This is a genomic window from Streptomyces albipurpureus (genome assembly GCF_023701525.1).
Lineage (GTDB): Bacteria > Actinomycetota > Actinomycetes > Streptomycetales > Streptomycetaceae > Streptomyces > Streptomyces albipurpureus.
Map to the genome: position 1 here is coordinate 1 of NZ_JAMQAW010000098.1, position 25357 is coordinate 25357.

Annotated in this window: 18 protein-coding genes; 12 read left to right on the forward strand and 6 right to left on the reverse strand. The window is 68.4% G+C overall.

What is annotated here, in order from left to right:
• Window positions 1–338: 338 nt before the first annotated feature.
• Complete coding sequence (locus tag NBG84_RS38210; RefSeq protein WP_250924325.1) at window positions 339–1484, reverse strand: threonine aldolase family protein; 1146 nt, start codon at window positions 1482–1484, stop codon at window positions 339–341.
• Between the two features lie 141 nt (window positions 1485–1625).
• Between NBG84_RS38210 and NBG84_RS38215 the strand changes: the two genes are divergently transcribed.
• The 10 genes from NBG84_RS38215 to NBG84_RS38260 all read left to right on the forward strand — a co-directional run bounded on the left by NBG84_RS38215 (window position 1626) and on the right by NBG84_RS38260 (window position 10293).
• Window positions 1626–2564: a Rossmann-like and DUF2520 domain-containing protein gene (locus NBG84_RS38215; RefSeq protein WP_250924326.1), complete on the forward strand. Its 939-nt coding sequence runs from the start codon at window positions 1626–1628 to the stop codon at window positions 2562–2564.
• 83 nt (window positions 2565–2647) lie between these two features.
• A complete protein-coding gene (gene panC, locus NBG84_RS38220; RefSeq protein ID WP_425608779.1) occupies window positions 2648–3697 on the forward strand; it encodes a pantoate--beta-alanine ligase in 1050 nt (349 codons plus the stop codon).
• On the forward strand, window positions 3694–5472 hold the full coding sequence (locus NBG84_RS38225) for an L-aspartate oxidase (protein ID WP_250924327.1): 1779 nt from the start codon (window positions 3694–3696) through the stop codon (window positions 5470–5472). The genes panC and NBG84_RS38225 overlap by 4 nt, the downstream gene beginning before the upstream one ends.
• Entirely contained in the window at window positions 5469–6494 is a 1026-nt protein-coding gene (gene nadC / locus NBG84_RS38230) for a carboxylating nicotinate-nucleotide diphosphorylase (RefSeq protein ID WP_250924328.1), read from the forward strand. The genes NBG84_RS38225 and nadC overlap by 4 nt, the downstream gene beginning before the upstream one ends.
• Window positions 6494–7294 carry a type III pantothenate kinase gene (locus NBG84_RS38235; protein ID WP_250924329.1) on the forward strand — a complete coding sequence of 267 codons (801 nt, stop codon included), beginning with the start codon at window positions 6494–6496 and terminating at the stop codon, window positions 7292–7294. The genes nadC and NBG84_RS38235 overlap by 1 nt, the downstream gene beginning before the upstream one ends.
• Window positions 7295–7797: 503 nt before the next feature.
• A complete protein-coding gene (locus NBG84_RS38240) occupies window positions 7798–8397 on the forward strand; it encodes a hypothetical protein (RefSeq protein ID WP_250924341.1) in 600 nt (199 codons plus the stop codon).
• Between the two features lie 14 nt (window positions 8398–8411).
• Complete coding sequence (locus tag NBG84_RS38245) at window positions 8412–8585, forward strand: hypothetical protein (protein ID WP_250924330.1); 174 nt, start codon at window positions 8412–8414, stop codon at window positions 8583–8585.
• A gap of 161 nt (window positions 8586–8746) precedes the next feature.
• Window positions 8747–9283 (forward strand): BlaI/MecI/CopY family transcriptional regulator, encoded by a 537-nt coding sequence (locus NBG84_RS38250; RefSeq protein ID WP_250924342.1) that lies wholly within the window; start codon window positions 8747–8749, stop codon window positions 9281–9283.
• Between the two features lie 9 nt (window positions 9284–9292).
• Complete coding sequence (locus NBG84_RS38255; protein ID WP_250924331.1) at window positions 9293–9814, forward strand: amino-acid N-acetyltransferase; 522 nt, start codon at window positions 9293–9295, stop codon at window positions 9812–9814.
• Between the two features lie 143 nt (window positions 9815–9957).
• Window positions 9958–10293: a histone-like nucleoid-structuring protein Lsr2 gene (locus NBG84_RS38260; protein WP_250924332.1), complete on the forward strand. Its 336-nt coding sequence runs from the start codon at window positions 9958–9960 to the stop codon at window positions 10291–10293.
• A 45-nt stretch (window positions 10294–10338) separates the two neighbouring features.
• Here NBG84_RS38260 and NBG84_RS38265 read toward each other — a convergent pair whose 3' ends face one another.
• Window positions 10339–11010: an SCO3374 family protein gene (locus NBG84_RS38265; RefSeq protein ID WP_250924333.1), complete on the reverse strand. Its 672-nt coding sequence runs from the start codon at window positions 11008–11010 to the stop codon at window positions 10339–10341.
• 431 nt (window positions 11011–11441) lie between these two features.
• Between NBG84_RS38265 and NBG84_RS38270 the strand changes: the two genes are divergently transcribed.
• Complete coding sequence (locus NBG84_RS38270) at window positions 11442–13970, forward strand: ATP-dependent Clp protease ATP-binding subunit (RefSeq protein WP_250924334.1); 2529 nt, start codon at window positions 11442–11444, stop codon at window positions 13968–13970.
• Window positions 13971–14185: 215 nt separating this feature from the next.
• Here the strand turns inward: NBG84_RS38270 and NBG84_RS38275 are convergent, their stop codons facing one another.
• The 4 genes from NBG84_RS38275 to NBG84_RS38290 are packed head-to-tail and all read right to left on the reverse strand — an operon-like array spanning window position 14186 to window position 22634.
• Entirely contained in the window at window positions 14186–17266 is a 3081-nt protein-coding gene (locus NBG84_RS38275) for an NACHT domain-containing protein (RefSeq protein ID WP_250924335.1), read from the reverse strand.
• Entirely contained in the window at window positions 17263–17619 is a 357-nt protein-coding gene (locus NBG84_RS38280) for a trypco2 family protein (RefSeq protein ID WP_250924336.1), read from the reverse strand. Before NBG84_RS38280 ends, NBG84_RS38275 begins: the two co-directional genes overlap by 4 nt.
• A gap of 41 nt (window positions 17620–17660) precedes the next feature.
• On the reverse strand, window positions 17661–19277 hold the full coding sequence (dacB, locus tag NBG84_RS38285; RefSeq protein ID WP_250924337.1) for a D-alanyl-D-alanine carboxypeptidase/D-alanyl-D-alanine endopeptidase: 1617 nt from the start codon (window positions 19275–19277) through the stop codon (window positions 17661–17663).
• 48 nt (window positions 19278–19325) lie between these two features.
• Entirely contained in the window at window positions 19326–22634 is a 3309-nt protein-coding gene (locus tag NBG84_RS38290; RefSeq protein WP_250924338.1) for an NACHT domain-containing protein, read from the reverse strand.
• A 471-nt stretch (window positions 22635–23105) separates the two neighbouring features.
• Between NBG84_RS38290 and NBG84_RS38295 the strand changes: the two genes are divergently transcribed.
• Entirely contained in the window at window positions 23106–23807 is a 702-nt protein-coding gene (locus NBG84_RS38295; protein ID WP_250924339.1) for a M23 family metallopeptidase, read from the forward strand.
• Window positions 23808–25357 lie beyond the last annotated feature (1550 nt).

The following is a 25357-nucleotide window of genomic DNA, read 5'->3' on the forward strand; positions in this document are numbered from 1 at the left end:
TGGGTTCCTCTCATAAAACCCATCTGACCTGCTATCACCACCCCCCGCATCCCGGGGGAACCTCAGGGACTCCAAGCTCGGGAGCCCTGCCCCGGGCCCCCAAGCCCCCGGCCCCCAAGCCCCGGGCCCCCGACCCGGGAGCCCAAGCTCGGGACTCCGAGCCCCGCACACTCAGGCCCCGCACACTCAAGCCCGGGACCCCTGGCCCCGGGCACTCGCCCCCGTATCAAGGACCCTGAGGAAGTGCCGGGTCCTGTCCCGGGGCTGGGGTGGGCCGAGTGTCTCCGGGCTGGTGGTTGGGGCAGGGTGTCCAGGGCCGTGGTTGGTGGAGATGGGGGTTAGCTCAGGCGGCTGAGGAACTCGCGGGCTGCCGACCGTACGTCGTCCGCGGTCCACTCAAGGCCCGGTGCGGTCACCGTCAGTTCGGTGACCGAGATGCCTGGTGGCGAGCCTTCCGCAGCCCACCAGGCGCGGAACAGCGTCACCCCCGTCTGCTCGGCCTGGGCCGCCGCGGCCTCCTCCAGTTCATCCGCCTGGTAGGGGAGCCAGACATGGAACTGATGGGTGTGGGGAACCTCGGGAACGATCCGGAACCAGGGCACACCGCGTTTCCGGAACGCATCCGTCAGGGCCTCGGCCACCGTTTTCGCGTGCGAGACGTACGACGGCAGCCGCGGTAGCTCCCGTTGCAGGCCCAGCAGGGCCGACAGCGCCGCCGGGTACTGCTGGAAGAGTTGGCCGCCGTAGCGGTGCCGCCAGGCGCGGGCTTCGGCGATGAGCTCGGTGGGGCCCACCAGCGCGGCGCCCGACATCGCGCCGAGCGACTTGTAGAAGGAGACGTAGACGCTGTCCGCGAGCGAGGCGATCTCGGCGAGCGGACGGCCGAAGTGCGGGGCGCACTCCCATAGCCGTGCGCCGTCGAAGTGCACCACTGCATCGCGCTCCCGGGCAGCCTCGACCACCGCCACCAGTTCGCTCCACGACGGCAACAAGAACCCGGGCTCCCGCAACGGCAGCTCCACCATCAGGGCACCGAAGGGCTCATCGAAGTCCCGGACCTCATCGGCCGTCGGCAGTCTCGGCTCCCGTACGGGATGGACCGTGCGCAAGCCGCTCAGCACGCCGAACGCACCCCGCTCATGGACCTCCGGATGTGCCATCGGATGGAGGGCGACCGTGTTGTTCCCCGTCCGTCCCGCCCAGCAGCGCAGCGCCACCTGCTGCGCCATCGTGCCGGTCGGGAAGAAGGCGGCGGCGGGGAAACCCAGCAGTGCCGCGGTCCGCGCCTCCAGCGCTTCGACCACTCCATTGCCGTAGGAGTCGATCGGCTCATCCAGGTCGTACACCCGTCCCGCGTCCGCAGCGAGCGCCGTCAACCGTTCGCCGATGCGATGCTCCGCGGGCGACTGCCACAGCTTCCGGTCCGAAGCTCGCCATGCGGCTCGCCTGCGCCGCCTTTCGTCCTGCTCGCTCGTCTCGGTCATCCGACGATCATCCCCGAGGGTGAGGCGGAGTGGCGCCGCCCACAGCCTGTGGACAACCACAGGGGGGTGAGCGGTGCTGGCGTAGCATGACGGGACATCGTCCGGTACCCACCGCGGACTGGAACGGAAGGCCTGCACCGCGTGAATGCGACAGCACCACAAGAGCCACTCGACCCGCGGGATCGCCCGGCTCGTCTGACCGTCGGGGTCGTCGGAGCGGGCCGGGTGGGACCCGCCCTCGCCGCCTCGCTCCAGCTCGCCGGGCATCGCCCCGTCGCGGTCTCAGCCGTCTCCGACGCATCCGTGCGCAGGGCCTCCGTCCTGCTCCCGGATGTTCCGATCGTCCCGCCCGAGGATGTTCTCGCCCGCGCCGAGTTGGTGCTGCTGACCGTTCCCGATGACGCGCTGCCCGCACTGGTCGAGGGGCTGGTGGACAGGGGCGCCGTGCGCCCAGGTCAGCTGCTGGTGCACACCTCCGGGCGGTATGGAGTGCAGGTGCTGGCACCGGCGACCCGCGCCGGAGCCCTGCCGCTCGCGCTGCATCCCGCGATGACCTTCACCGGCACCAGCGTGGATGTGCAGCGGCTGGCTGGCTGCTCCTTCGGGGTCACTGCCCCCGGTGAGCTACGGCTCGCCGCGGAGGCCCTGGTCATCGAGATGGGTGGGGAGCCCGAGTGGATCGCGGAGCAATCCCGTCCGCTCTATCACGCGGCCCTTGCCCTCGGCGCGAACCACCTGGTCACCCTGGTCGCCCAGTCGATGGAGCTACTGCGCACGGCAGGCGTTTCGGCCCCCGATCGCATGCTCGGCCCCCTTCTCGGGGCCGCTCTGGACAACGCCCTGCGATCCGGGGACGCGGCTCTGACCGGGCCGGTCGCCCGCGGTGACGCCGGGACCGTCGCCGTTCATGTGGCCGAGTTGCGCAAGCACGCGCCCGGGGCCGTCGCCGGCTATCTGGCGATGGCACGCACCACCGCGGACCGTGCGCTGGCCCACGGTCTGCTCAAGCCGGAGCTGGCGGAGGATCTGCTGGGCGTGCTGGCGGACGGCGATCAGCCCCTGGGGGGCGACCGGCCGTGAACCCCTCCGCCTTCAATCCCCTGGGGCCCGCGACCTCAGCGGTCTTCCGCACCTCTGGCACTGCCGAGGCATCCGAGGACCCCATGCCGGCCCGCGCCCGCTCGCTCGGCTCCATCACCTCGCGACCCGCCGCCTTCGAGCTCGTACCGACCCTGGACGATCTCGGATACGTCCTGGAACACCTCGCCGCCCCCGGCCACACCGCCGTCGTGATGACCATGGGCGCACTGCATCAGGGGCATGCGGCCCTGATCCGGGCAGCCCGCGAGCGCGTGGGTCCCAAGGGATTCGTGGTCGTCACCCTCTTCGTCAATCCGCTCCAGTTCGGCGTGGGCGAAGACCTCGACCGCTATCCCCGCACCCTCGACGCCGATCTCGTCCTGGCCGAGGCGGCGGGGGCCGACATCGTCTTCGCCCCATCCGTCGACGAGATCTACCCCGATGGACAGCCCCAGGTGCGGATCACCGCCGGCGCCATGGGGGAGCGCCTCGAAGGAGCCACCCGCCCCGGGCACTTCGACGGCATGCTCACCGTCGTCGCCAAGCTGCTCCATCTCACCCGGCCCGACCTCGCGTTCTTCGGCCAGAAGGACGCCCAGCAGCTCGCCCTGATCCGCCGTATGGTCCGCGATCTCAATCTCCCGGTGGAGATCGTGGGAGTGGAGACCGTGCGCGAGGACGACGGGCTCGCTCGGTCCAGCCGCAACCGCTACCTCTCCGCCGCCGAGCGTGGAACGGCACTCGCCCTCTCCCGCGCACTGTTCGCGGCCCACGATCGTCTCGCCGCCCAGCAGGCCCTGCTCGCCCGCGCCGAGGAGACACCCGGCAATCCCACTCGTGCCGCCGCCCTCACCGCACTCGGCGAGGCACGCGCCGCGGCAGACGCAGCCGCCGTCGCCCATGCCGCACCCGCCGGAGCCGATGCCGCGCGGACAGCCGCCCGCGCGGTCCTCGATGACGCGGCGCGCGCCACCCCACCGCTCGTCCTCGACTATCTCGCCCTCGTCGACCCGGACACCTTCACCGAGGTCCCCGATGACTACGAGGGCGAGGCGATCCTCGCCGTCGCCGCCAAGGTCGGCGCGACCCGGCTGATCGACAATATCCACCTCAGGTTCGGAGCCACCTCGTGAGCACGCCCCACCAGTCCGGCACGGGCATACGGCTGCACGCGCCCGCGCCCGGCTGGTCCATCGCCGCCGACGTCGTCGTCGTGGGCTCCGGTGTCGCCGGACTGACCGCCGCCCTGCGCTGCGCCGCCGCGGGGCTCTCCACCGTCGTCGTCACCAAAGCCCGACTCGACGACGGCTCCACCCGCTGGGCACAGGGCGGCATCGCCGCGGCGCTGGGCGACGGCGACACCCCCGAGCAGCACCTCCACGACACCCTCATCGCCGGCGCGGGTCTGTGCGACGAGGAGGCGGTACGCGCCCTGGTGACCGAGGGCCCCGCAGCCGTGCACCGTCTGATCGCCACCGGAGCGATCTTCGACACCTCCGCGGCGGGCGAGATAGAACTGACCCGCGAGGGCGGCCACCACCGCCGCCGGATCGCCCACGCGGGCGGTGACGCGACCGGCGCGGAGATCTCCCGCGCCCTGGTCGAAGCGGCCCTCGCCGCCGGGCTGCGCACCATCGAGAACGCGCTGGTGCTCGATCTGCTCACCGACGCCGAAGGCCGTACGGCAGGAGTCACCCTCCATGTGATGGGTGAGGGCCAGCACGACGGTGTCGGAGCGGTCCACGCCCCGGCCGTCGTCCTCGCCACGGGCGGCATGGGCCAGGTCTTCTCCGCCACGACCAATCCCGCCGTCTCCACCGGTGACGGTGTGGCGCTCGCGCTGCGCGCCGGCGCCGAGGTCTCCGACCTGGAGTTCGTCCAGTTCCATCCGACCGTGCTCTTCCTCGGTACGGACTCGGAGGGCCAGCAGCCCCTGGTCTCCGAGGCGGTTCGGGGCGAGGGCGCCCATCTCGTCGATGCGGCCGGTATCCGCTTTATGGTCGGGCAGCATGAGCTGGCGGAACTCGCCCCCCGCGACATCGTCGCCAAGGCGATCATGCGCCGGATGCGGGAGCAGGGCGCTGACCACATGTATCTGGACGCCCGCCACTTCGGCGCCCAGATGTGGGAGCACCGCTTCCCCACCATCCTCGCCGCCTGCCGCGCCCATGGCATAGACCCGGTCACCGAGCCCGTCCCGGTCGCCCCGGCGGCCCACTACGCCTCCGGCGGCATCCGTACCGATCTCCAGGGACGCACCACCGTGCCGGGTCTCTGGGCCTGCGGTGAGGTCGCCTGCACCGGAGTCCACGGGGCGAACCGACTCGCCTCCAACTCCCTCCTGGAGGGCCTGGTCTTCGCCGAGCGCATCGCCGCCGACATCGCCGAGCGAGCCTCGCTCGGCGCCCTGGCCGCCGGACCGCCCCAGCTGCCGGACACACCCTGCGTACTGCCGCTGATCGACCCCGACGCCCGAGCCGGAATACAGCGAATAATGTCCCTCGGTGCCGGTGTGCTGCGCTCTGCCGAGAGCCTGCGGGATGCCGCGGCAGCACTGGAAACGGTCCACAGCACGGCGGTCAGTGGTGACCGGGCAAAGAACGCCGAACCCGGTGTCGACTCCTGGGAGACCTCCAACCTGCTCTGTGTCGCCCGGGTGCTGACGGCCGCGGCACAGGAGCGCGCAGAGACCCGCGGCTGCCACTGGCGCGAGGACCACCCCGACCGGGACGACACCGCGTGGCACCGCCATCTCGTCGTCCGTATCGCCCCCGACCGCTCGCTCGTGGTCACCCGCACCGAGCACACCGCCTTTCCTCCGACGGCCCTCAGCGCACTCCCCGAGCACCACGCCGAGCCCGTCGCCCCGCCGACCGTCCCCCACCTCCCCAGGGAGCCCCAGCCGTGAGCACGCCCGAAGAACGTCCACTCCCCGTGGATGTACCGCTGATCCAGATCGGAGCCGCCGCCGAATCCGACGGCGGTGGCTGTGGGGATTCCTGCGGCTGCGCCCATGGCGCCGACGAGGAGGAGTACGAGTGCGGACTTGACCCCGCGCTGGCCGCGCTACTCGTCGAAGCCGGGCTCGACCCCGTACAGATCGAAGACATCGCCTATCTCGCGCTCAGCGAGGACCTTGATGGCGGAGTGGACGTCACCAGCGCCGCGACCGTCCCCGAAGACGCCGTGGCCACCGCTGACTTCACCGCCCGCGAAGCCGGCACGGTCGCCGGTCTGCAGATCGCCGAGGCGGTGCTCTCGGTCGCGGCCACCCGCGAGTTCACCGTGGAGCGCCATGTCGACGACGGCGATCAGGTGGCGGCCGGCCAGACGCTGTTCTCGGTCACCGGCAGCACCCGCGATCTGCTGACCGGCGAACGCAGCGCGCTGAACATCCTGTGCCGCCTCTCCGGCATCGCGACCGCGACCCGCGCCTGGGCGGATGCCCTGGAGGGGACGGCGGCGAAGGTCCGGGACACCCGGAAGACCACCCCTGGCCTGCGCGCCCTGGAGAAGTACGCGGTGCGCTGCGGTGGCGGGGTCAACCATCGGATGTCCCTCTCCGACGCCGCCCTCGTCAAGGACAACCACGTGGTGGCCGCGGGCGGGGTGGCGAACGCCTTCAAGGCCGTCCGCGAGGCCTATCCCGATCTCACGATCGAGGTCGAAGTGGACACCCTGCACCAGGTGCGTGAGGTGCTGGACGCGGGCGCCGATCTGATCCTGCTGGACAACTTCACCCCCGCCGAGACGGAGGAGGCGGTCGCCCTGACCGATGGTCGGGCCGTACTCGAATCATCGGGCCGCCTCACCCTGGACAACGCCCGCGCGTACGCCGAAACCGGCGTCGACTACCTCGCCGTGGGCGGGCTGACCCACTCGGCTCCGATCCTCGACATCGGACTCGACCTACGTGAGGCTGAGTTCTGATGCTGCTCACCATCGACGTCGGCAACACCCACACCGTCCTCGGTCTCTTCGACGGCGACGAGATCGTCGAACACTGGCGCATCTCGACGGATGCCCGCCGCACCGCCGATGAACTGGCCGTCCTGCTCCAGGGGCTGATGGGGATGCACCCCCTGCTCGGGGTCGAGTTGGGCGACGGCATCGAAGGCATCGCGATTTGCTCCACCGTGCCCTCCGTCCTGCACGAACTGCGGGAGGTGACCCGCCGCTACTACGGCGATGTGCCCGCCGTGCTCGTCGAACCGGGCATCAAGACCGGGGTGCCGATCCTGATGGACAACCCCAAGGAGGTCGGAGCGGACCGCATCATCAATGCCTTGGCGGCCGTGGACCTGTACGGGGGGCCGGCGATCGTCGTGGACTTCGGTACGGCGACGACCTTCGACGCGGTGAGCACCCGAGGCGAGTACGTGGGCGGAGTCATCGCCCCCGGCATCGAGATCTCGGTTGAGGCGCTCGGAGTCAAGGGTGCCCAGCTGCGCAAGATCGAACTGGCCCGCCCGCGGAGCGTGATCGGCAAGAACACGGTCGAAGCCATGCAGTCGGGCATCGTCTACGGGTTCGCGGGACAGGTGGACGGGGTGGTGCGCCGGATGAAGACCGAACTGGCCGCGGCGGAACCGGATGAGGTCACGGTCATCGCGACCGGTGGTCTGGCACCCATGGTGCTGGGGGAGTCATCGGAGATCGACGAGCACGAGCCCTGGCTGACACTGATCGGCCTCCGGCTGGTCTATGAACGAAATGTCTCCCGTATGTGACCCCGGCTGGCTCCGCCCTCGATCCGCTGGAGGAGAACCCACCGTCGACCGTTCGTCGCCGGTCCGACCACCCGACCGCCCTCCCACCCGGTACCCGCCAGGACCCAGCAGTCCGGCCCGTCCGACACATGACGAACAGAACCGCGCCACAGCGGAAGACGTCATGGGCGGTGGGCGGTGGGCGGTGGTGGGTGGGACGGCGGCGCCAGGGGTGCCATGACACAACACCCGGTCCCGGCAGGTCCGCCCAGCCCGTCAGAGCCTCCACAGCCCCGCGGCCAGCACGTCATCTCCCGCGTTTCCACGGCCCGCACGTCGATCTGATCTGAGCACGGTGGCGGGAAGGCCCGCCACGGGCGGCTTGGGCGGCTTCGGAGGGCCCGGTGGGCTACCGGCCCGCCTGGGCAGATCGCGCCGCGCCCAAACTGCCCGCATTAAGTCGATTTTGTCTAAGTCGCACGTATCGTCACTCCATGCCCACGCCATACGGTTCCCGCGGCGGCATGGCCTTCAGCGCAGACGAGCTGCGTGTGCTCCGACGCTCCCTCGCCGTCGCCCTCCATCCCAGCCCCCTGCCCGATGAGGACATCCAGGACTGTCTGCGCCTGGCTGAATCCCTTGATGAGGCAGCATCCGAGGCCGGGCGGCTGCGCGCCTTCCTCCTCGCCGATCTCGCCCGCTACCGCGAGGCTCTCCCCGGCTCCATGACTGGCTATCTGGCGCTGCTCCAGGACGCCCTCGCCGCCGGCTACGATCCCGTCCCCGATGACCTCGCCGCCCTGCGGGCCCTGCGCGCCAACTCCCTCGCCGCCGCCGTGCTGGAGCGCTGCCAGTCGGTGGCCGAGCGGTCCGTAAGGGCCAGGCTCGCCCAGCGGACCACCCCCGCCCCGCGCACCCGGCTGCTGGCGCTCCCCGGGGGGCGGTCGGCCGATGAGCGAGATTCCGGATCGAAGCCGGAGCCCCGCCCGCAGCCCAAGCCGGCCCCCGCTCAGCCGGAGCCCGCTCAGCCCGCCCCCGGCGAGCGCCCGGTGCCCAAGCCCTCCGAGGTCTTTCCGCCGCGCCGTCGCCCCGTGCCCCCACCGGAGGAGCGCGCCGCCGGGTAGTTACTCTGGGAGGCATGGACTACGTATCCGCGCTTGTGCCTCCCGTGGTGATGGCCGCCCTCTTCACCGCTCTGATCGTGACGATCGTCAAGAGTCAGGGCGGCCCGAACAAGTCCAAGGAGGACGCGATCGCGGACGCGACGATCGCTCGCGCGGAGGCCGCTCGCCGGAGCGGGTCACCCAGCTGACCAGCTGATGCCATCCGGGCCTACGGCTCGGGCGTAGGGACGTACGGCGGACTTCCTCGTCAGCCGTACGTCCTTTTTGTTACGTCATTACCCGGCATTCCGACTTCTCCCACTATGGTGGGTTTGTGCCCCGCCAATTGGGAGAGCTCGAAGACGCCGTCATGACAAGGGTCTGGCAATGGAACCGGGCGGTCACCGTCCGGGAAGTTCTGGAAGACCTGCAACAGGAACGGTCCATCGCGTACACGACGGTCATGACGGTAATGGACAATCTCCATCAGAAGGGCTGGGTTCGCAGGGAAGTCGAGGGCCGCGCCTATCGATATACCGCGGTCTCCACCCGTGCCGCTTACTCCGCGGCCTTGATGAACGACGCCTGGTCCAAGAGCGACAACCCCGCCGCCGCCCTTGTCGCCTTCTTCGGCATGATGTCGTCCGAACAGCGGGAGTCACTGGAAGCGGCTGTGCGGATGGTTCAGGGCGACCCCGTTCCGAACGCGACCGGACAAGGCGCACCCGCTACCGAAGCCGATGACACGGTTCGCGGTGATGACTCCGTTTTGGCCGAAGACAGCGTTCCGGCCGTTGATGACTCAGTTCTCGCCGAAGACCCAGTTCCACATGATGACGCTGTTCCCGACCAAGACGCAGTTCACGGCGACCATCCCGCCGGTGGTCGGACAACCTCGGGGCGATAGCGTCGATGCATGTCTAATGCAGCGGCAAATGCCATCACCGTCAGACGGGCCAGGACCGGCGATGTGGCCGCGGTCCGTCGACTGGTCGATCCGTACGTGACCGAAGGCATCCTGCTGGACAAAGCAACAGTGACTCTTTACGAAGCCATCCAGGAGTTCTGGGTCGCGGAACGGGACGAAGACGGTACTGTCGTCGGCTGCGGTGCTCTACATGTCATGTGGGAAGACCTCGCAGAAGTACGCACACTTGCTGTCGATCCCCTCTTCAAGGGCACCGGCATCGGTCATCAGGTGCTCGACAAACTGTTGCACACAGCGCGCTGGCTGGGGGTGCGTAGGGTTTTTTGCCTCACCTTCGAAGTCGACTTCTTCAGCAAGCACGGCTTCGTCGAGATCGGTGAGACACCAGTCGACGGAGATGTCTACGCCGAGCTGCTGCGTTCCTATGATGAGGGCGTAGCCGAGTTCCTCGGGCTCGAACGCGTGAAGCCGAACACCTTGGGCAACAGTCGGATGCTTCTGCACCTGTGATCACCACTTACCGAGGAACCCTATGTCCGAATCGCGCATGTTTCCCGCGTTCTTGAGGATCTGAACGTCTGCCAAGGGTTTGTGTTTTCCAAGGAAAAGCGGTTTCCTTTCCGCGTACTGCATTTTCGATGAAAGGAAATCCGGTGGCACAGAAGGTTCAGGTCCTTCTTGTCGACGACCTCGACGGCGGCGAGGCGGACGAGACCGTCACGTTCGCTCTGGACGGCAAGACCTACGAGATCGACCTCACCACCGCCAATGCGGACAAGCTCCGCGGGCTGCTTGACCCGTACGCCAAGAGCGGGCGGCGCACGGGTGGCCGCGCCGCTTCGGGGCGGGGCAAGGGCCGGGCGGCGGCGAGTGGTAACAAGGACACCGCGGAAATCCGCGCGTGGGCCAAGTCGAACGGCTACGAGGTCAACGACCGCGGGCGTGTCCCCGCCACGGTCCGCGAGGCCTACGAGAAGGCCAACGGCTGAGTAGCGCCTGTCTTAATCGGCCGGATATTCGCAGGCCGCATATTTCTACGCGCTCGTTCCCGCGGTCGTGCGGATATTCGTACCCAGCAAACGGATGCGGTGGCACTCGGAGGCCACTACATCGAGGAGTCGTACGAGATCGGGGCCATGGCCCCGGCCGGTTCCGATCCCGCGCCCCCAGGGCGCCAGGGCCGGAAGTGTCGGCTCCACCTCACAGCCCGGCACGGGGGGTCGCAGCCAGACGGCGGCCTCCCGAGAGCCGGGCCAGCCAGGTGGGGGTGGGGCGACCATTTCCCCTCCCGCACCCATGGCGGTCAGATCCAGGGTGATCCCACCCCATTCCAGCCAGTCCAGCAGCCCTGGAAGTTCCTCAGCGCTCCCCGCGGCCACCAAGAGTCGCATTCGGTCCCGGCGGGGGCCTGCGAGCGCCACAGGCCCGGAGATTCGCGATTGGCCCAGTACCGCCGCACCCACCTCGGCCGGGAATTCCAGTACATCGAAACGCACCCCGGTACGCAGCCACACCGCGGGAAGATTGAGGCTTGCGCCGTCTCCCGAGGTATTTGGTTGGGCCGTGACTTCTGTGTTGCCTGAGTCGGCTGTTACTGCCCATCCCAGCTCCGTCTCGTACCACCGCACCCACCGCGCCTTCTTTTCGCGCTGCCGGAGCGTGGCGTCCTCGGGGGACGTACGGGGGGACGGAACGGTGTAAGGCATATCCCGGGAACTCTTGACCTATCTTCAGGGTTACGCAGAGTGGGTCATCGGTTGCTCATTGTGTCGGGGATGGGGGTGTTCGGGAGCATTCGGGGGCGGAAGGTTGTTCGCCCGTAGCGGAGGGAACCGGTGTGCGCCGCATGGACTGTCAGTGCTTGCGGGTAAGACATCCCTAGTGGGAAGGGGCGACACGCTCGCGGGGAGCCTTTACGTTCGCCATCGGCGTACTGATGGTGAGGGTAACTGCCTGGCCTGCGGGAACATCGTCTCGCACCATCGGGTTGGAGCAGTTGTCGGCGTTCAGGGGTCTGGAGGCCACAAACGGGTGTCGGCAGTTGGAATGAGCGGTCCCCGCTTGCGGGACTAAGCTGCGGAAGGACAGGGAGGGGACCGACCCCTTACTGCCTGACCGCTCTGAGGAGCGATTAACGATGTTCGAGAGGTTCACCGACCGCGCGCGGCGGGTTGTCGTCCTGGCTCAGGAAGAAGCCCGGATGCTCAACCACAACTACATCGGCACCGAGCACATCCTCCTGGGCCTTATCCACGAGGGTGAGGGTGTCGCCGCTAAGGCCCTGGAGAGCCTCGGGATTTCGCTCGAGGCGGTCCGCCAGCAGGTGGAGGAGATCATCGGTCAGGGCCAGCAGGCCCCGTCCGGGCACATCCCCTTCACCCCCCGTGCCAAGAAGGTCCTGGAGCTGTCGCTCCGCGAGGCCCTTCAGCTGGGCCACAACTACATCGGCACGGAGCACATCCTGCTCGGCCTGATCCGCGAGGGTGAGGGCGTCGCAGCCCAGGTCCTCGTGAAACTGGGCGCCGACCTGAATCGGGTCCGGCAGCAGGTCATCCAGCTGCTCTCCGGGTACTCGGGAAGCAAGGAGGCCGCCACCGCCGGCGGCCCGGCCGAGGGCACACCCTCGACCTCGCTCGTCCTGGACCAGTTCGGCCGCAATCTCACCCAGGCGGCCCGAGAGTCCAAGCTCGACCCGGTCATCGGGCGCGAGAAGGAAATCGAGCGGGTCATGCAGGTGCTGTCCCGTCGTACGAAGAACAACCCCGTGCTCATCGGCGAGCCCGGCGTCGGCAAGACGGCGGTCGTCGAGGGCCTGGCCCAGGCCATCGTCAAGGGCGAGGTGCCCGAGACCCTCAAGGACAAGCACCTCTACACCCTGGACCTCGGTGCCCTGGTCGCGGGCTCCCGCTACCGCGGTGACTTCGAGGAGCGCCTGAAGAAGGTCCTCAAGGAGATCCGCACCCGCGGCGACATCATCCTGTTCATCGACGAGCTGCACACGCTCGTCGGCGCGGGTGCCGCCGAGGGCGCCATCGACGCGGCCAGCATCCTGAAGCCGATGCTCGCCCGTGGTGAGCTCCAGACCATCGGCGCCACCACGCTCGACGAGTACCGCAAGCACCTGGAGAAGGACGCGGCCCTGGAGCGCCGCTTCCAGCCCATCCAGGTCGCCGAGCCGTCGCTGCCGCACACCATTGAGATCCTCAAGGGTCTGCGCGACCGCTACGAGGCCCACCACCGGGTCTCCATCACGGACGAGGCCCTCGTCCAGGCCGCGACCCTGGCGGACAGGTACATCTCGGACCGCTTCCTGCCGGACAAGGCGATCGACCTGATCGACGAGGCCGGCTCCCGGATGCGCATCCGCCGGATGACCGCACCGCCGGACCTCCGCGAGTTCGACGAGAAGATCGCGGGCGTGCGCCGGGACAAGGAGTCGGCCATCGACTCCCAGGACTTCGAGAAGGCGGCCTCCCTCCGCGACAAGGAGAAGCAGCTGCTCGCTGCGAAGGCCAAGCGCGAGAAGGAATGGAAGGCCGGCGACATGGACGTCGTCGCCGAGGTCGACGGCGAGCTCATTGCCGAAGTCCTGGCCACGGCGACCGGCATTCCCGTCTTCAAGCTCACCGAGGAAGAATCCTCCCGGCTGCTGCGCATGGAAGACGAGCTGCACAAGCGCGTCATTGGCCAGAAGGACGCCATCAAGGCGCTCTCTCAGGCCATTCGCCGTACGCGTGCGGGTCTGAAGGACCCGAAGCGTCCCGGTGGCTCGTTCATCTTCGCCGGCCCGTCCGGTGTCGGTAAGACCGAGCTGTCCAAGACGCTCGCCGAATTCCTCTTCGGTGACGAGGACGCCCTGATCTCCCTCGACATGTCGGAGTTCAGCGAGAAGCACACGGTTTCCCGTCTCTTCGGTTCCCCGCCCGGATACGTGGGTTACGAAGAGGGTGGCCAGCTCACCGAGAAGGTGCGCCGGAAGCCGTTCTCGGTCGTCCTCTTCGACGAGGTCGAGAAGGCCCACCCCGATATCTTCAATTCCCTTCTCCAGATCCTGGAAGACGGTCGACTGACCGACTCCCAGGGACGGGTCGTGGACTTCAAGAACACGGTCATCATCATGACGACCAACCTCGGGACCCGGGACATCTCCAAGGGATTCAACCTGGGCTTTGCCGCACAGGGCGACGTCAAGTCGAACTACGAGCGGATGAAGGTCAAGGTCAACGAAGAGCTGAAGCAGCACTTCCGGCCCGAGTTCCTGAACCGTGTCGATGACACGGTCGTCTTCCACCAGCTCACCGAGGAAGACATCATTCAGATTGTCGACCTCATGGTGGACAAGGTGGATGAGCGGCTCAAGGACCGCGACATGGGCCTGGAGCTGAGTGCCTCGGCCAAGTCCCTGCTGGCGAAGAAGGGCTATGACCCGGTGCTGGGTGCCCGGCCGCTGCGCCGGACGATCCAGCGTGAGATCGAGGACGTGCTTTCGGAGAAGATTCTCTTCGGTGAGCTGCGCCCCGGTCACATCGTGGTCGTGGATTCCGAGGGTGAGGGTGAAGAGAAGAAGTTCACCTTCCGCGGCGAGGAGAAGTCCGCTCTGCCGGACGTCCCGCCGATCGAGCAGGCTGCGGGCGGTGCCGGGCCTAACCTCTCCAAGGAGGCCTAGCCTCCGCGAGGTGCCTTAAGCAAAAAGGGTCTGCCCCGGATTCCGTACGTCGTACGGTCCGGGGCAGACCCTTTCTCGGTGTTTCCAGAGTGCTGGCGAGGTCGAGCGCGCGGTCCGGTGGTCCGGTGAACCGAAACCGCTCGGCGAAGCCCCCGCTCGCTCACCCGGGCCGCCGGCTGCCGCCGTGCCCGGGGTCTCACCGCTTGGGGAGAGGGCTAGCGAATGAGCCGTCTCCGCGGGCTGGCCGGTCGGCCGGTGCCCTGCTGGAGCGTGGCGGGCAGTTCCGGGTCCACAAAGAGGTCCAACTGGTCGTCGATGGCGGCTCTGCCCAGGATGCGGGCGTCCTCCAGCCCACTGAGCGCGATCTTCAGCTGAGGGAGGGCGCGGAGTGCGGTGAAGTCGAGGCTCTCCTCCCGCGCGACGATCGGAGCTCGCAGCACCAGCCTGCGCAATCGGGAGACCCGGGCCAGTACCGCGAGATCGGCGGTGGAGATCGGCACCTCGATCAGATGCAGCTCCTCCAGCGATTCCAGTGCGGTCAGCGCGGTGAAGTCCCGCATCCGCACACAGCGGGCGATGGTCAGCTGCGTCAGAGTGCCCGCACAGCCGAGGAGCGGGCGGAGATCGGTGAGCAGCGGATTGTTGTCCAGGGCGACGGAGAACAGATTCCCCGGGCCCAGCCCGTCGGCGAGGGCCGTCGGGGAGATGGGTCCCCCCACCGCGATGAGGCGAGCGCGCGGCAGCAGCTGAAGTGAGGCGAGCTGTGCCTCATGGGCCATGTAGACCGGCATGCTGTCCAGGTCGAGATGGGCGAGTACCTCACGCGCGTACTCCTCGGGTGGGAACTGCGACCAGTCCCGGGTGAGGAGGAACTGGTTGTGCTGCGAGCCCTCGGCCGAGAGCGCCAGCCGGTGTGCGTAGGGGATGGCGGCACTGCCGCCGATCGTGCTGATCAGTTCCGCGAGCTGTTCCCGCGCCGCGGGATCCTGGGACTGCGGGTCCGGTAGCAGGGACAGCACATAGGGGCCCAGCCGAGCCAGATGGCTGCGCGTTCTGGCGCTGCTCGGCGGGAGGACGTCCTTGATCGCCTCTCGTACCCTTCGGTGGGTCACTTCGTCGAGCCAGGCGGCGTGCTGGGCACAGAGGGCCGCAAGGACGTAGAGGGCGGTGCGTTCCGAGTCCGATTGGCGCCGTGCGGCCTTGCCGGCGGCGAGGAGCCCTTTGACCAGCACGGGTAGATCACGCCGGGAGCAGTGGCCGGCCGCCAGCAGCAGTACGTCGTGCCATTCCTGCTCGGACGCGTGGCGGAGCAGTTCATTGAGTTGATCGCCCTCGATGAACTCCTTCGCCGCGAGGAAGTCCTGGAAGGTGCGGTGCGCGAACTGGAACATGCCGTCCGAGCGTTCCTGGAGCAGACCGCTGCGGTTGAGGAGATGGGTGAGGGTCTGCTCGGGTGTGCCCTGCCGCCGGACCTGCGGCATTCCTACCAGGGCCCGCTCCAGCTGGTGCACGGCCTGGTCCCGGGTGAACTCCGTCTGCCCGCCTCGCACCAGCCACACCGCGATCCGCTGAAGCAGCTGCTGGTTCTCCTCGACGGTCAAGACGATGCCTTCGGGCGTACCGACCTTGCGGCGCTTGTCCCGGTGGCCCAGCAGCATCTCCAGCGCTGACCGGTAGAGCTCCCACCGGGTGTCGGGAAGAAAGCCCTGGCGCAGCCGGTGCAAGGCGCAGATGACGGCGCACAGCAGCGGGGTCCGAGCGAGGTCTCTGAGCGCGGGATTGAGGGTGAACTGCTGGGCGAGCCCCCGTTCCAGCTCGTTGAGCGTCTCGGGGGTGCTCTCGTCCAGCCGGGCCGCGGTGTGCCAGGCGGCGGTGAACGCCTGGATGTCGGCGTCCTGCATGGGCAGCAGACAGAGTTCCTCGAAGCCCTCGGAGTTGAGCCAGTCGGGCGGGACGGCGAGTGGGCGCACGGTCACCACACACCGCGTCCGGGGGAAGCGCCGCAGCAGTTGGGAGAGCCAGCGATGGGCCTCCTCCCGGTCGTCCTGGGGGACTTCGTCGAGTCCGTCGACCAGCAGCAGCGCCCGCCCGCCCTCCAGGACCCGGCCCGCCCAGCCCTGTGGTGCCTCGTCGATCATCAGCCGGGAGACCGCACCGAGCTGCGCCGGGGAGGGAAAGCCGTCGCCCCGGGCGCGCAGGGTGCGCAGGGGGACGACGAACGGGACCAGCCCGTTGAGCTCGGCGAGTCGGTCATCGAGGGTGCCCGCGGCGGCATGTGCGGCCAGCCACCAGATCAGTGTGGTCTTGCCGGCGCCCGCGTCACCGCGCAGCAGGACCCGGGAGCGGGTGGCGAGCAGTTCCTCGATCCGCTGGGGCCCGCTGCCGTGCTCTTCGGCGATCTCCGGGTGCTGCCAGTAGTGGCGGGGCGCCCGCGGACCGGTTGCCGACCTGCGGGGGGTGCGGGGGCGTGGGCTGGCCTCCAGGCTCAGATACGCGGTGTCCAGATCCCATTCGCAGTCCCGCCGGCTCAGCTCGTCCAAGCCGAAGATCTTCGTCTTGCGGTACTCCGCGCTCAGGGCCTCCCCGTACTCCTCCTCATGGCGGGCGTCGTCGGGGTTGGCGCGTCCCAGCCGGTCCAGTCTGGGTGGGCTCATGGTCTCGGAGCGACGCCCGAACCACTCGCGCAGCTGCACATCGGAGAAGATGAGACCCACCGGCACGCACTCCACCCTGCGGTGGTTGCGCCCGTGGGGCACCCCTCTGACGATGCCGAGCAGGGTGCCGCCCGAGTAGACGGGGCCACCGGAGAGCCCGGCCAGGGGGGAGGTGCCATCGGTCGGTTCGGCCGCGGGTGGATTGTCGAACTCGAACACCATCGTCTTGCGGATGATCCCCGCGAGCGGCAGCACGGTCCCGGTGTACTGGTCGACGTCGAGGTTCTGGCCGTCGTACCGCTGGATACGGGGAAAGCCGACGATCTCGCAGTGCGGTATCGGGCTGTCGACGGAGACATCGCCCATCCGGACCGGGGTCTCCTTGAGCACCCAGTTGGTGCTCACCATCAGGCGCTTGGGGCTCTGGAGGAGAACCGCGTCGAGTTTGGGGTCCGACCAGACGACCTGGCAGTAGACCACCCCGGTACGGCTGGGGATCGCGACTCCGGCGGTGTGGCCGGAGCCGACGACATGGGCGCAGGTGAGGATGGTGGTCGGGGTGATGATGACACCGCTGCCCTGGCGCTGTCCGAAGACGGCCACCACTCGACGGCCCGGAGACCCCCCGGCGAACAGGCTCATCGGTGTCCGTAAGGATCGACCGCGCCGAAGTCACCGGTGCTGGCGTCCTCGTCGTTGCCGACCAGCCAGCCGCCTCCGGTCTGGGCGTTCTTCGGCTTGAGGGTGAACGCCACCCGGTGGGTACGCCCGGTCGATCGCGTGATGTCCGCGCCCGCCTCCAGCACCCACGCCTTCGCCTTCAGCCCACCGCTGACGTCCTTGCGGAGCTCGATGGTGAACTCCATCTCGATGTCCCCCACTTCGAAGAGGACGGGCTTGCCGGTCGCACGGGTCGCGGCGTCGATGAGCTGTTCGCGGACGGCCTCGATCGCGTCGGCGAGTTCGATGTCGTGGGTGATGTGGGTGTCGGTCATGGCCCGGACCGTACCCAGCTACGGGCCGGGCCATGAAGCATTCAGCAGAACTTCGGCTTCTGCCAGGAGCATTCCCGGTCAGCGGGTTGATCGGTGGTACGGGAGAGGGCGGGAGTGATGGCTGGGACTGATTCGGTGGCTGTGTCCGAGCGGGCCAGAGTCACCACGATCGCGTCTTCGATGCTCTTCACCGACGACGCCAGATAGTTGTTGAGGATGATGCTGTAGACGAGTTCACGACCGCCCGCGTCCTTGACGTACCCCGAGAGTCCCGAGGCGCCGGTCAGCGAGCCGGTCTTGGCCCGTGCGTTGAGAGCGGCCGGTGTGTTGCACATACGGGTACGGAGCGTGCCGCCGGCGGCCCGGTCGGGGCCACAGGCCTGCGGCAGCGAGGCGTACCAGTCGGCGTACCAAGGGGCATCGCGTACCGAGACGAGAAGCGAGGCGAACTGTTCGGCGGGGAAGAGGTTCATCCGGGAGAGCCCCGAACCATCGACCTGCCGCACGGTGCTGGTGGTGACGCCCTCCTTGCTCAACTGGGCCGCGATCGCCGCGAGTCCGGCGCTCCAACTGCCCCGCCCGGCGGTCTTGTGCCCCATGGCCTTGGTCAGGGCCTCGGCGTGCATGTTGTTGGACAGTTTCATGAAGGGGTGCATCAGTTCGCGTAGTGGCATGGAGCTGTGCGAGGTGACCAGCTTGGCGGTGGCGGGGGTGGTCCGGCCGAGCCGGGTGGTACCCGCGACCTTGACGCCATGGCGCACGAGGGCGTCGGCGAAGACCGCGGCGGCATAGCCGGTGGGCTCCCAGACGGTCACCCACTCCTTGGTGGCACTCGCTCCGATCGGGATGGTTCCGCTGACGGTGACGGTGTTGCTGCCGTGTCGCCGTTGGACGGAGAGGGTGTCGGACTGCCCGGCCGCGACGGTGGTGCCGCTGATGTCCAGCTTGACGTAGGCGGTCTTCGGCACCAAGGTCACCTTGGGTTTGTCCCCGGCCCTCGCGCCGGGGACGGCCTCCACGATGACCGTGCCGGAGTCGTAGTCGGTGTCCGGGGCGACGGTGAGCGCCGAGGTCTGGGCGGAGTAGTACGAGGACTCGTCGTCGGAGGCCCAGGAGCGGCCCAGCCGCTGGGTGTCGAAGCGGGTGTCATCGGCGTTCAGCCGGCCGGTGACCTTGGTGACTCCGGTCGCGGCGACCGCGGCGGCGAGCTTGTCGTAGTCCTTGGCGAGGGTGGTCGGATCGCCGCCGCCGCGGAGGTAGAGGTCTCCCGTGAGGGTGGCGCCGTCCCGACTTCCGGTGGACAGGACATCGGTGGCGAAGCGGTACTGCGGTCCGAGGACGCCCATGGCGGCGACAGAGGTGGCGATCTTGGTGTTGGAGGCGGGCATCAGACGGTCGCCGCCGTCCCGTTGATAGAGCCGCTCGCCGGTATCGGCATCGGCGATCACGACCCCCGCCGCGCCGCCGTCGAGCCGGGAGTCGGCGAGCAGGGTGTCGATGGCCCCCTTGAGCCCGCTATCGGCGGTACCGGCCCCGGCGGGACTGCTGAAGGTGAGGGTGGTCAAGGCGACGCTGGTGGTCAGGACGCAGGCGAGCCCGGTGAGGAGCGGGCGGACGCGGGAGGTGCGACGGTCGGTGCCCATCACGGATCTGGTCATGGACAGGAGCATTCCGGATGAGGGCGGGGCCGGGAAGGACGCCGCCGTTCACTGGCCGGTGACGACCTTCAGACGTCCCTCGAATGGCTCAGCGCCGGTGATCTGGAGCCGTACGCCGTTGGCCGTGATGCCGATGGTCAGACCCGGAAGCTGCTGGAGCGGGGTGAGGTCGATCGCGTACTCCCGCACGCCGTGAACGCTGAGCATCAGACGGTTGAGGGCGGGGAAGACCCGGGCGAGCGCGGAGGTGTTGAGATGACGGTCCAACGCGCTGAGGGTCAGCGAGGTGATCCGGGGGGCGGTATCAGCCGCATCCAGGTCGAGGAGTTCCAACTGGAAAATGGTCAGCCTGCGCAGAGCGGTCATACCCTCGATGGCGCGGACCAGGGACGACATGCGCTGGGGCGGCTGCAGAGAGAGCCCTTCCACGGTGTTCCACTGAGCCAGCGCCGCATAGTCCATGGCGCTCTCTTCGTACACATAGAGGAGCCCAATCCGCGGATAGGGCCCTGGCAGCGCCAACTCCCCCCCACCCAAGCCGACATCGGTGAACGATCGTTCGGCCAGTTCGCCCAGGTCGGAGAGTTGGGAACAGCCCAGCAGCGTCAAACGGTCAATCGGGGCGCGACTCCTGACAAAGCTCAGATCGGCCACCGCGCTGTTGGAGACGACGTCGAGGCGGGTGAGTCCGGTACGGGGGAGACAGGTCTCCAGGTCCGCAGCGGAGTGAGGGCCCCGTACGAACACATCGGTGCAGGGGCCGCAGTGCTCCAAGGCCTGAAGCTGCTCCTTGGTGGTGACGGTGAGCGTGATGTCGGCCAGATCAGTCCGGGAGAGCACCCGGCGGGCGTATGTCTCGGCCGGAAGACTGCTCCAGGCGTCGACAAGGGCATGACGTACCTGGGGATGGGGGTCCTGGGTGAACTCCAGGAGTCGATCGAGACCCGCCTCCTCACCCACCGCAGCGATGGTCTCGATCACCGCCTTGCTGATGGCTGGGTTTCTCGCCGGTCCCGGGAGCAGGGGAAGGACATAGGCGCCGAGCGAGGCCAGCGCATGCACCTGCTGGAAGTTCTCGGGCGGCATCAGCGCACGGATTCGCTGTTCCGACGCGGCCAGGATGTGGTGGTTGAGGAAGACGGCGGATGAAGCGCAGTACCCGGCCAAGAGATGCAGCGAACGGCGATCAGACTCATCCGCCGCTCTGTCTCCCCGCTCGATCAGGCCTCTGACCAGCTCATCGACCCGACTGCGGTCAAGGTGCCCAACGGCGAGCCGGATCACGTCCTGCCACTGCTCGTCATGGGCGTGGCGGAGCAACTCGCTGACGCTGTCGGTGTCGGAGAACTCCTTGGCCGCCAGATAGTCCTGAAAGGTCCGATGGATGAACTGGATGACGTCTCCGGTGCGCTGCTGAAGCAGTCCGCTGCGGTTGAGTAGATGGGTGAGGATCCGCTCGGGGCTCCCCTGGTCCCGCACATGGCGCATGCTCCTGGTCGCCAACTCGATCTGGGTGACGGCCTTCTCCAGGGTGAGCTGGGTCTGACCGTTGCGCACCAGCCAGACGGCGATGTGTTGGAGCAGTAGTTTGTTCTCTTCGACGCCGATGGTCAGGCCCTCGGGGGCTTCGATACCGCGCCCGCTGTCCCGCTTGCCGAGCAGCATGTCGAGGGTGGCCTTGTAGAGCTCCCACCGGGTGTGCGGAAGGGTGCCCTTTCGCTTGCGGTGGAGTGCGCAGATCACCGCGCACAGCAGAGGCGTACGGGCGAGATCGCGCAGCACCCGGTTGTTGGCGAACTCCCGTCGCAGTCGCTGTCGAAGCTCATGCAACCGGCCTGCCTCGACATCCGCCCGCATCCTGTCGAGTGGCGTGTACTCCAGACAGGCGGCCTGGTGCCAGGCGATGACGAAGGCGTCGATGTCCTCATCGCTCATCGGCAGCAGCAGAAGATCGGCGAACCCCTCCGACGTCAGCCAGCGCGCCTCCACCGCGCCGGGGCGCACGGTCGCCAGACAGCGGCTGTTGTCATGCCTGGCGAGGAGGAGGGTGAGCCAGCTGCGGGCTCTGTGCCGCTGGGCCTGGGGGAGCTCATCGAGGCCGTCGACGAGGATCAGGGCGCGTCCGGACTCCAGTACGCGCTCCACCCACCCGTGGGGGGCTTGCCCGATGGGGAGCTCGGCGACCTGGGCGAGCTCGTCGAGGGTGGGGAACCCGCCGCCCCGCGCTTGCAGGCTCCGCATGGGGATGACAAAGGGGACCAGGCCGTTGAGTTCGTCCAGTTCGGTGGGGAGGGTGCCCCCGGCGGCATGGGCGGCGAGCCACCACACCAGGGTGGTCTTGCCCGCGCCCGCCTCACCGCGGAGCAGCGTATGGCGGTGGCGGCTGAGAAGGTTCTCCACCCGCTGGGGACGTGCCGGGGAGAGCGTGTCGATCGGCGAGCCGGGCCGGGGCTCTTCCGCGCTCTCCACCTCGGTGGCCTCAAGGCTCAGATAGGCCGTGTCGAGGTCCCAGCTCGCCTCGCTGATGCCCAGCTCATCGATGCCGAAGACCTCGGTCTTGCGGTACTGGGCCCGCAGGGCGTCCGCGTATCCCTCTTCGAAGGCGGAGTCCCGGGAGTGGAAGCTGGTGAGTCGCTCCAGGGGCGGCAGCGCCAACGCCGCCGCGAGGGACTTCTCGGCCGGGGTGGGCCACCACACCGCAGGCACGGAGGCTCCGTCACCAGGAGTGACGGGGCCTGTTCCCCGGGTGGAGAACAGCTCGGTGAGCGAGGTGCGCCGCAGGGTCTGCTGGATCGCCTCCGCGGGTACGGCCTCCAGATGCTGGTGTCCGGCGGTGCCGCGGACCTTCGACACGATCCCCAGCAGCACGGAGCCGGCGAAGAGGGGGGCGCCGGAGAGGCCGGCGAGCGGGGAGCGCTCATCGGGGAGGCCGGGGGAGTGGTCGAGCCAGAAGGTGAGGGCGCCACGCAGCCTGCCGGCGACGGGCAGGACACGGCCTGTGTACTGCCCGAAGTCAAGGTGGTTCCTTCGGTGGCGCTGCTGGCCGGGGAAACCGATCGTCTGGCACCCCTCCAAGGCATCGTCCCTGGTCAGGCGGGCCCAGCGGAGTCGTCCAAGCTGATCTGCCGGGATGATGTCCCGATCCGCGATCAGGATGGCCGCGTCGATCAGATGGCGGTCCCCCGTCCAGAGCGTTGTGCAGCTCACCCGCCCTTCCCGAGTCGGATGCGCGACCGCCACCTGGTCGGAGCCGACGACATGTGCGCAGGTCAGGATGGTTCTGGGGCCCAGAAGTACCCCTGATCCCTGCTGCTGACCATGGACCGCGACCACCCGCGCCACGCTGCTGCTCTTCATAGCCCCCACCCCCGTGATTCCCGCTTGAGGGTAGTGGCGCAGGCCACTTTCCGGGCGGGTAAAGGGCGTTGGGCCGGTGACAAGGCACACAGGCCCATCCGGCCTTACTAACTGGAATAGGAGGGCTGTTCGGCCGCCCCTACGAGGACGCGGACATGCCCCCTTCGGGACTTTGGTCCTCCGGCCGGGGCGGGTGGTCTCGGGAGGCCTGCTGTCGAAGGGCCCGGGGCACGCCAGGGGTCGTACATGCGGTTAAACCCCTTTCGTCATGGATTCCGCAGCTACTTTTCGATGCGCATCGCGATCATGATCGAAAGGTGTCAAGGGTCCGATTTGGGATGATTCAACTACGGCTTAATGTCGTAGATGGGGTGTTTGAGGTGAAGTGGGTGCTTCGGTTACCAAGGGATAGCCAAACACCCGATGCGAATCCTCGTGCCGGGTCCCCTTGTGCCTGGAGGCTTGTCCCGTATGTCGCGCGTCACTTCCCGTCGTCCCCGCCCGTCCGCCCTTCGTACCCGTACCGCCGTCGTCGCTGCTGGTCTGGGAGCCGTGACGGTGCTCGGCACAGGAGCTGCGTTCGCCGCCGAGACCGGTACGGCGGCCGCTAAGCCCGCCACCGTCAGCAGCACCGCGAACGTCGTCGCGGCACAGGCCCAGGCTCAGTCCCAGGCCGCCGCAAAGACCATCGCCGTCAAGAAGGCCGTAGCGGCCAAGAAGGCCGCCAAGCCCGTCGCCGTCAAGAAGGCCGCCTCCGGGTGGACCAAGCCGGTCTCCCAGTACGTGGTGAGCGCCACCTACGGCAACGCCGGCGGCATGTGGGCGAGCAAGCACTCCGGCCAGGACTTCGCCGTGCCCACCGGCACCGCCGTCAAGTCCGTGGGCCCCGGCACCGTCGTCAAGGCCGGCCCGAACGGTGCCGGTGACGGCCCCGCCTACGGCAACGCCGTCGTGGTCAAGCACGATGGAAACACCTACTCCCAGTACGCCCACCTCTCCCGCGTCGACGTGAAGATCGGGCAGCAGGTCAAGGGCGGCCAGCAGATCGCTCTCTCCGGCAACACCGGAAACTCCAGCGGCCCGCACCTGCACTTCGAGATCCGCACCACCCCGAACTACGGCAGCGCCATCAACCCGGTGAACTACCTGCGCTCCGAGGGCGTCACCCTCTGACCTCATGAGCTGCACCCCCGCACCTCCTGAACCCGGCGCACAGCCCCTTGTGCGCCCACACAGAACGGCCCCCGGCGAAATGCTGGGGGTCGTTTTGTGTCGCTGAGGGTTCCCTTGGCGGGGTGCCTTTGGTCGGGGGGCTGGGCGCATGGGTTGTACGTTCCCGTGTTGGGTGTCCTCACCCGGGGGTGAAGGGTTCCGTCCTCAAGCGCCGGACGGGCTGGGGTTGCCCCCTGGGGGAGCCCCTCCTGCTACTGGGGCTGCTGGTGGTCGGGGCTCTGGCCACACGGGCCGACCGTCCCCGTCTTGGTCGTCCTCGCCCGGGGGGCAAGGGTTCCGTCCTCAAACGCCGGACGGGCTGAGGTGGGACCTTGCGCGGGGGCTTGTCTTGGTGTGGGCTGCTCGGGGCAGGGTCTTGGGTTTCTCGGGCCGAGGGGTCTTGTCCTGTGGTGGTTGGGGGGTGCTATCGGGGGTGACTCCTCAGCGTCGACGGCCCGAAGCTTCTTTGATCCGGCATGCGGGTCTTGCCGTCGATCACTTCCGGGGACACCCCCTGCGCGCCCCCATCCGACACTTGCATCCCCTTGCCCCCAGGGCCCTGACCTGCGGAGGAACCAGCGGCGGCGGTATTGGGACCGGTGACGAGGGTGCCGTGACGGTGGTAACTCGCTACTTCCCCCATAACGGGGGATTGATGGGCTAACGGGGGTTTGATGGGCGTCTGCGCTCTGTGGTCGGGTGGTGACGCTGTCGGGCCGTGGTCGCCCGGCGGCTGGCTCTGTGCCACCTTCCTGTGACTGTGGGGTCTTCGTGCCCCGGTGGGGGCGCGGGCTCTGGTGCCAACCAGCAGAGGGGCTGGGATGGGCTCTGCGGAACATGGCGTAGGCGTGAAGTGGATTCCTGTAACCCATGGTGGAGAAGTACCTGCGCTCTGGGGCCTAGGGGCAATGTGCGGGCGGGCATATACGCCAGTCTCGGCAGAAGAGGACCAGTCGCGGAGCCTGTCCGACCCTTGAGTACGAGATCTCCTGTCTGGACGCCGGCAACCAACAGCCGGCCCGGAGTCCCAACCCATAGGGACAGGCAAACGCAAGGCCAAGAAACCCGCCCCTGGTTCCTCCACGTGACACACGCCCCGGGGGCAAGAGGAACCGGGCTTGGGCGTGGGGGCGCGCAGGGGGTGTCCCCGGAAGCGATCGACGGCAAGACCCGCACGCCGGATCAAAGAAGCTTCAGGCCGTCGACGCTGAGGAGTCACCCCCGATAGCACCCCCCAACCCCCACAGGACAAGACCCCTCGGCCCGAGAATCCCAAGACCCTGCCCCGAGCAGCCCACACCAAGACAAGCCCCCCGGACACAGGAGGCACCCCCAACCCCCACAGCCCGCCGCCAGGCGCCCCCCCCAGCCCGTCCGGCGATTGAGGACGGAACCCTTCACCCCGGGTGAGGACGACCAGGACGGGGGCGTACAGCCCCTGTGAGGTTCCCCCGTTGTGTGGGGGTGGTTGGTTAGCTGGTCAGGGTGGGTTGGTGTGGTGTGGGTTTCGC

Coding starts and splice junctions, on each gene's coding strand:
- NBG84_RS38210 (WP_250924325.1), bottom strand. CDS start 1,484: ATGACCGAGACGAGCGAGCAGGACGAAAGGCGGCGCAGGCGAGCCGCA.
- panC (WP_425608779.1), top strand. CDS start 2,648: ATGCCGGCCCGCGCCCGCTCGCTCGGCTCCATCACCTCGCGACCCGCC.
- NBG84_RS38235 (WP_250924329.1), top strand. CDS start 6,494: ATGCTGCTCACCATCGACGTCGGCAACACCCACACCGTCCTCGGTCTC.
- NBG84_RS38240 (WP_250924341.1), top strand. CDS start 7,798: ATGGCCTTCAGCGCAGACGAGCTGCGTGTGCTCCGACGCTCCCTCGCC.
- NBG84_RS38245 (WP_250924330.1), top strand. CDS start 8,412: ATGGACTACGTATCCGCGCTTGTGCCTCCCGTGGTGATGGCCGCCCTC.
- NBG84_RS38250 (WP_250924342.1), top strand. CDS start 8,747: ATGACAAGGGTCTGGCAATGGAACCGGGCGGTCACCGTCCGGGAAGTT.
- NBG84_RS38255 (WP_250924331.1), top strand. CDS start 9,293: ATGTCTAATGCAGCGGCAAATGCCATCACCGTCAGACGGGCCAGGACC.
- NBG84_RS38265 (WP_250924333.1), bottom strand. CDS start 11,010: ATGCCTTACACCGTTCCGTCCCCCCGTACGTCCCCCGAGGACGCCACG.
- NBG84_RS38270 (WP_250924334.1), top strand. CDS start 11,442: ATGTTCGAGAGGTTCACCGACCGCGCGCGGCGGGTTGTCGTCCTGGCT.
- NBG84_RS38275 (WP_250924335.1), bottom strand. CDS start 17,266: ATGAGCCTGTTCGCCGGGGGGTCTCCGGGCCGTCGAGTGGTGGCCGTC.
- NBG84_RS38280 (WP_250924336.1), bottom strand. CDS start 17,619: ATGACCGACACCCACATCACCCACGACATCGAACTCGCCGACGCGATC.
- dacB (WP_250924337.1), bottom strand. CDS start 19,277: ATGACCAGATCCGTGATGGGCACCGACCGTCGCACCTCCCGCGTCCGC.
- NBG84_RS38290 (WP_250924338.1), bottom strand. CDS start 22,634: ATGAAGAGCAGCAGCGTGGCGCGGGTGGTCGCGGTCCATGGTCAGCAG.
- NBG84_RS38295 (WP_250924339.1), top strand. CDS start 23,106: ATGTCGCGCGTCACTTCCCGTCGTCCCCGCCCGTCCGCCCTTCGTACC.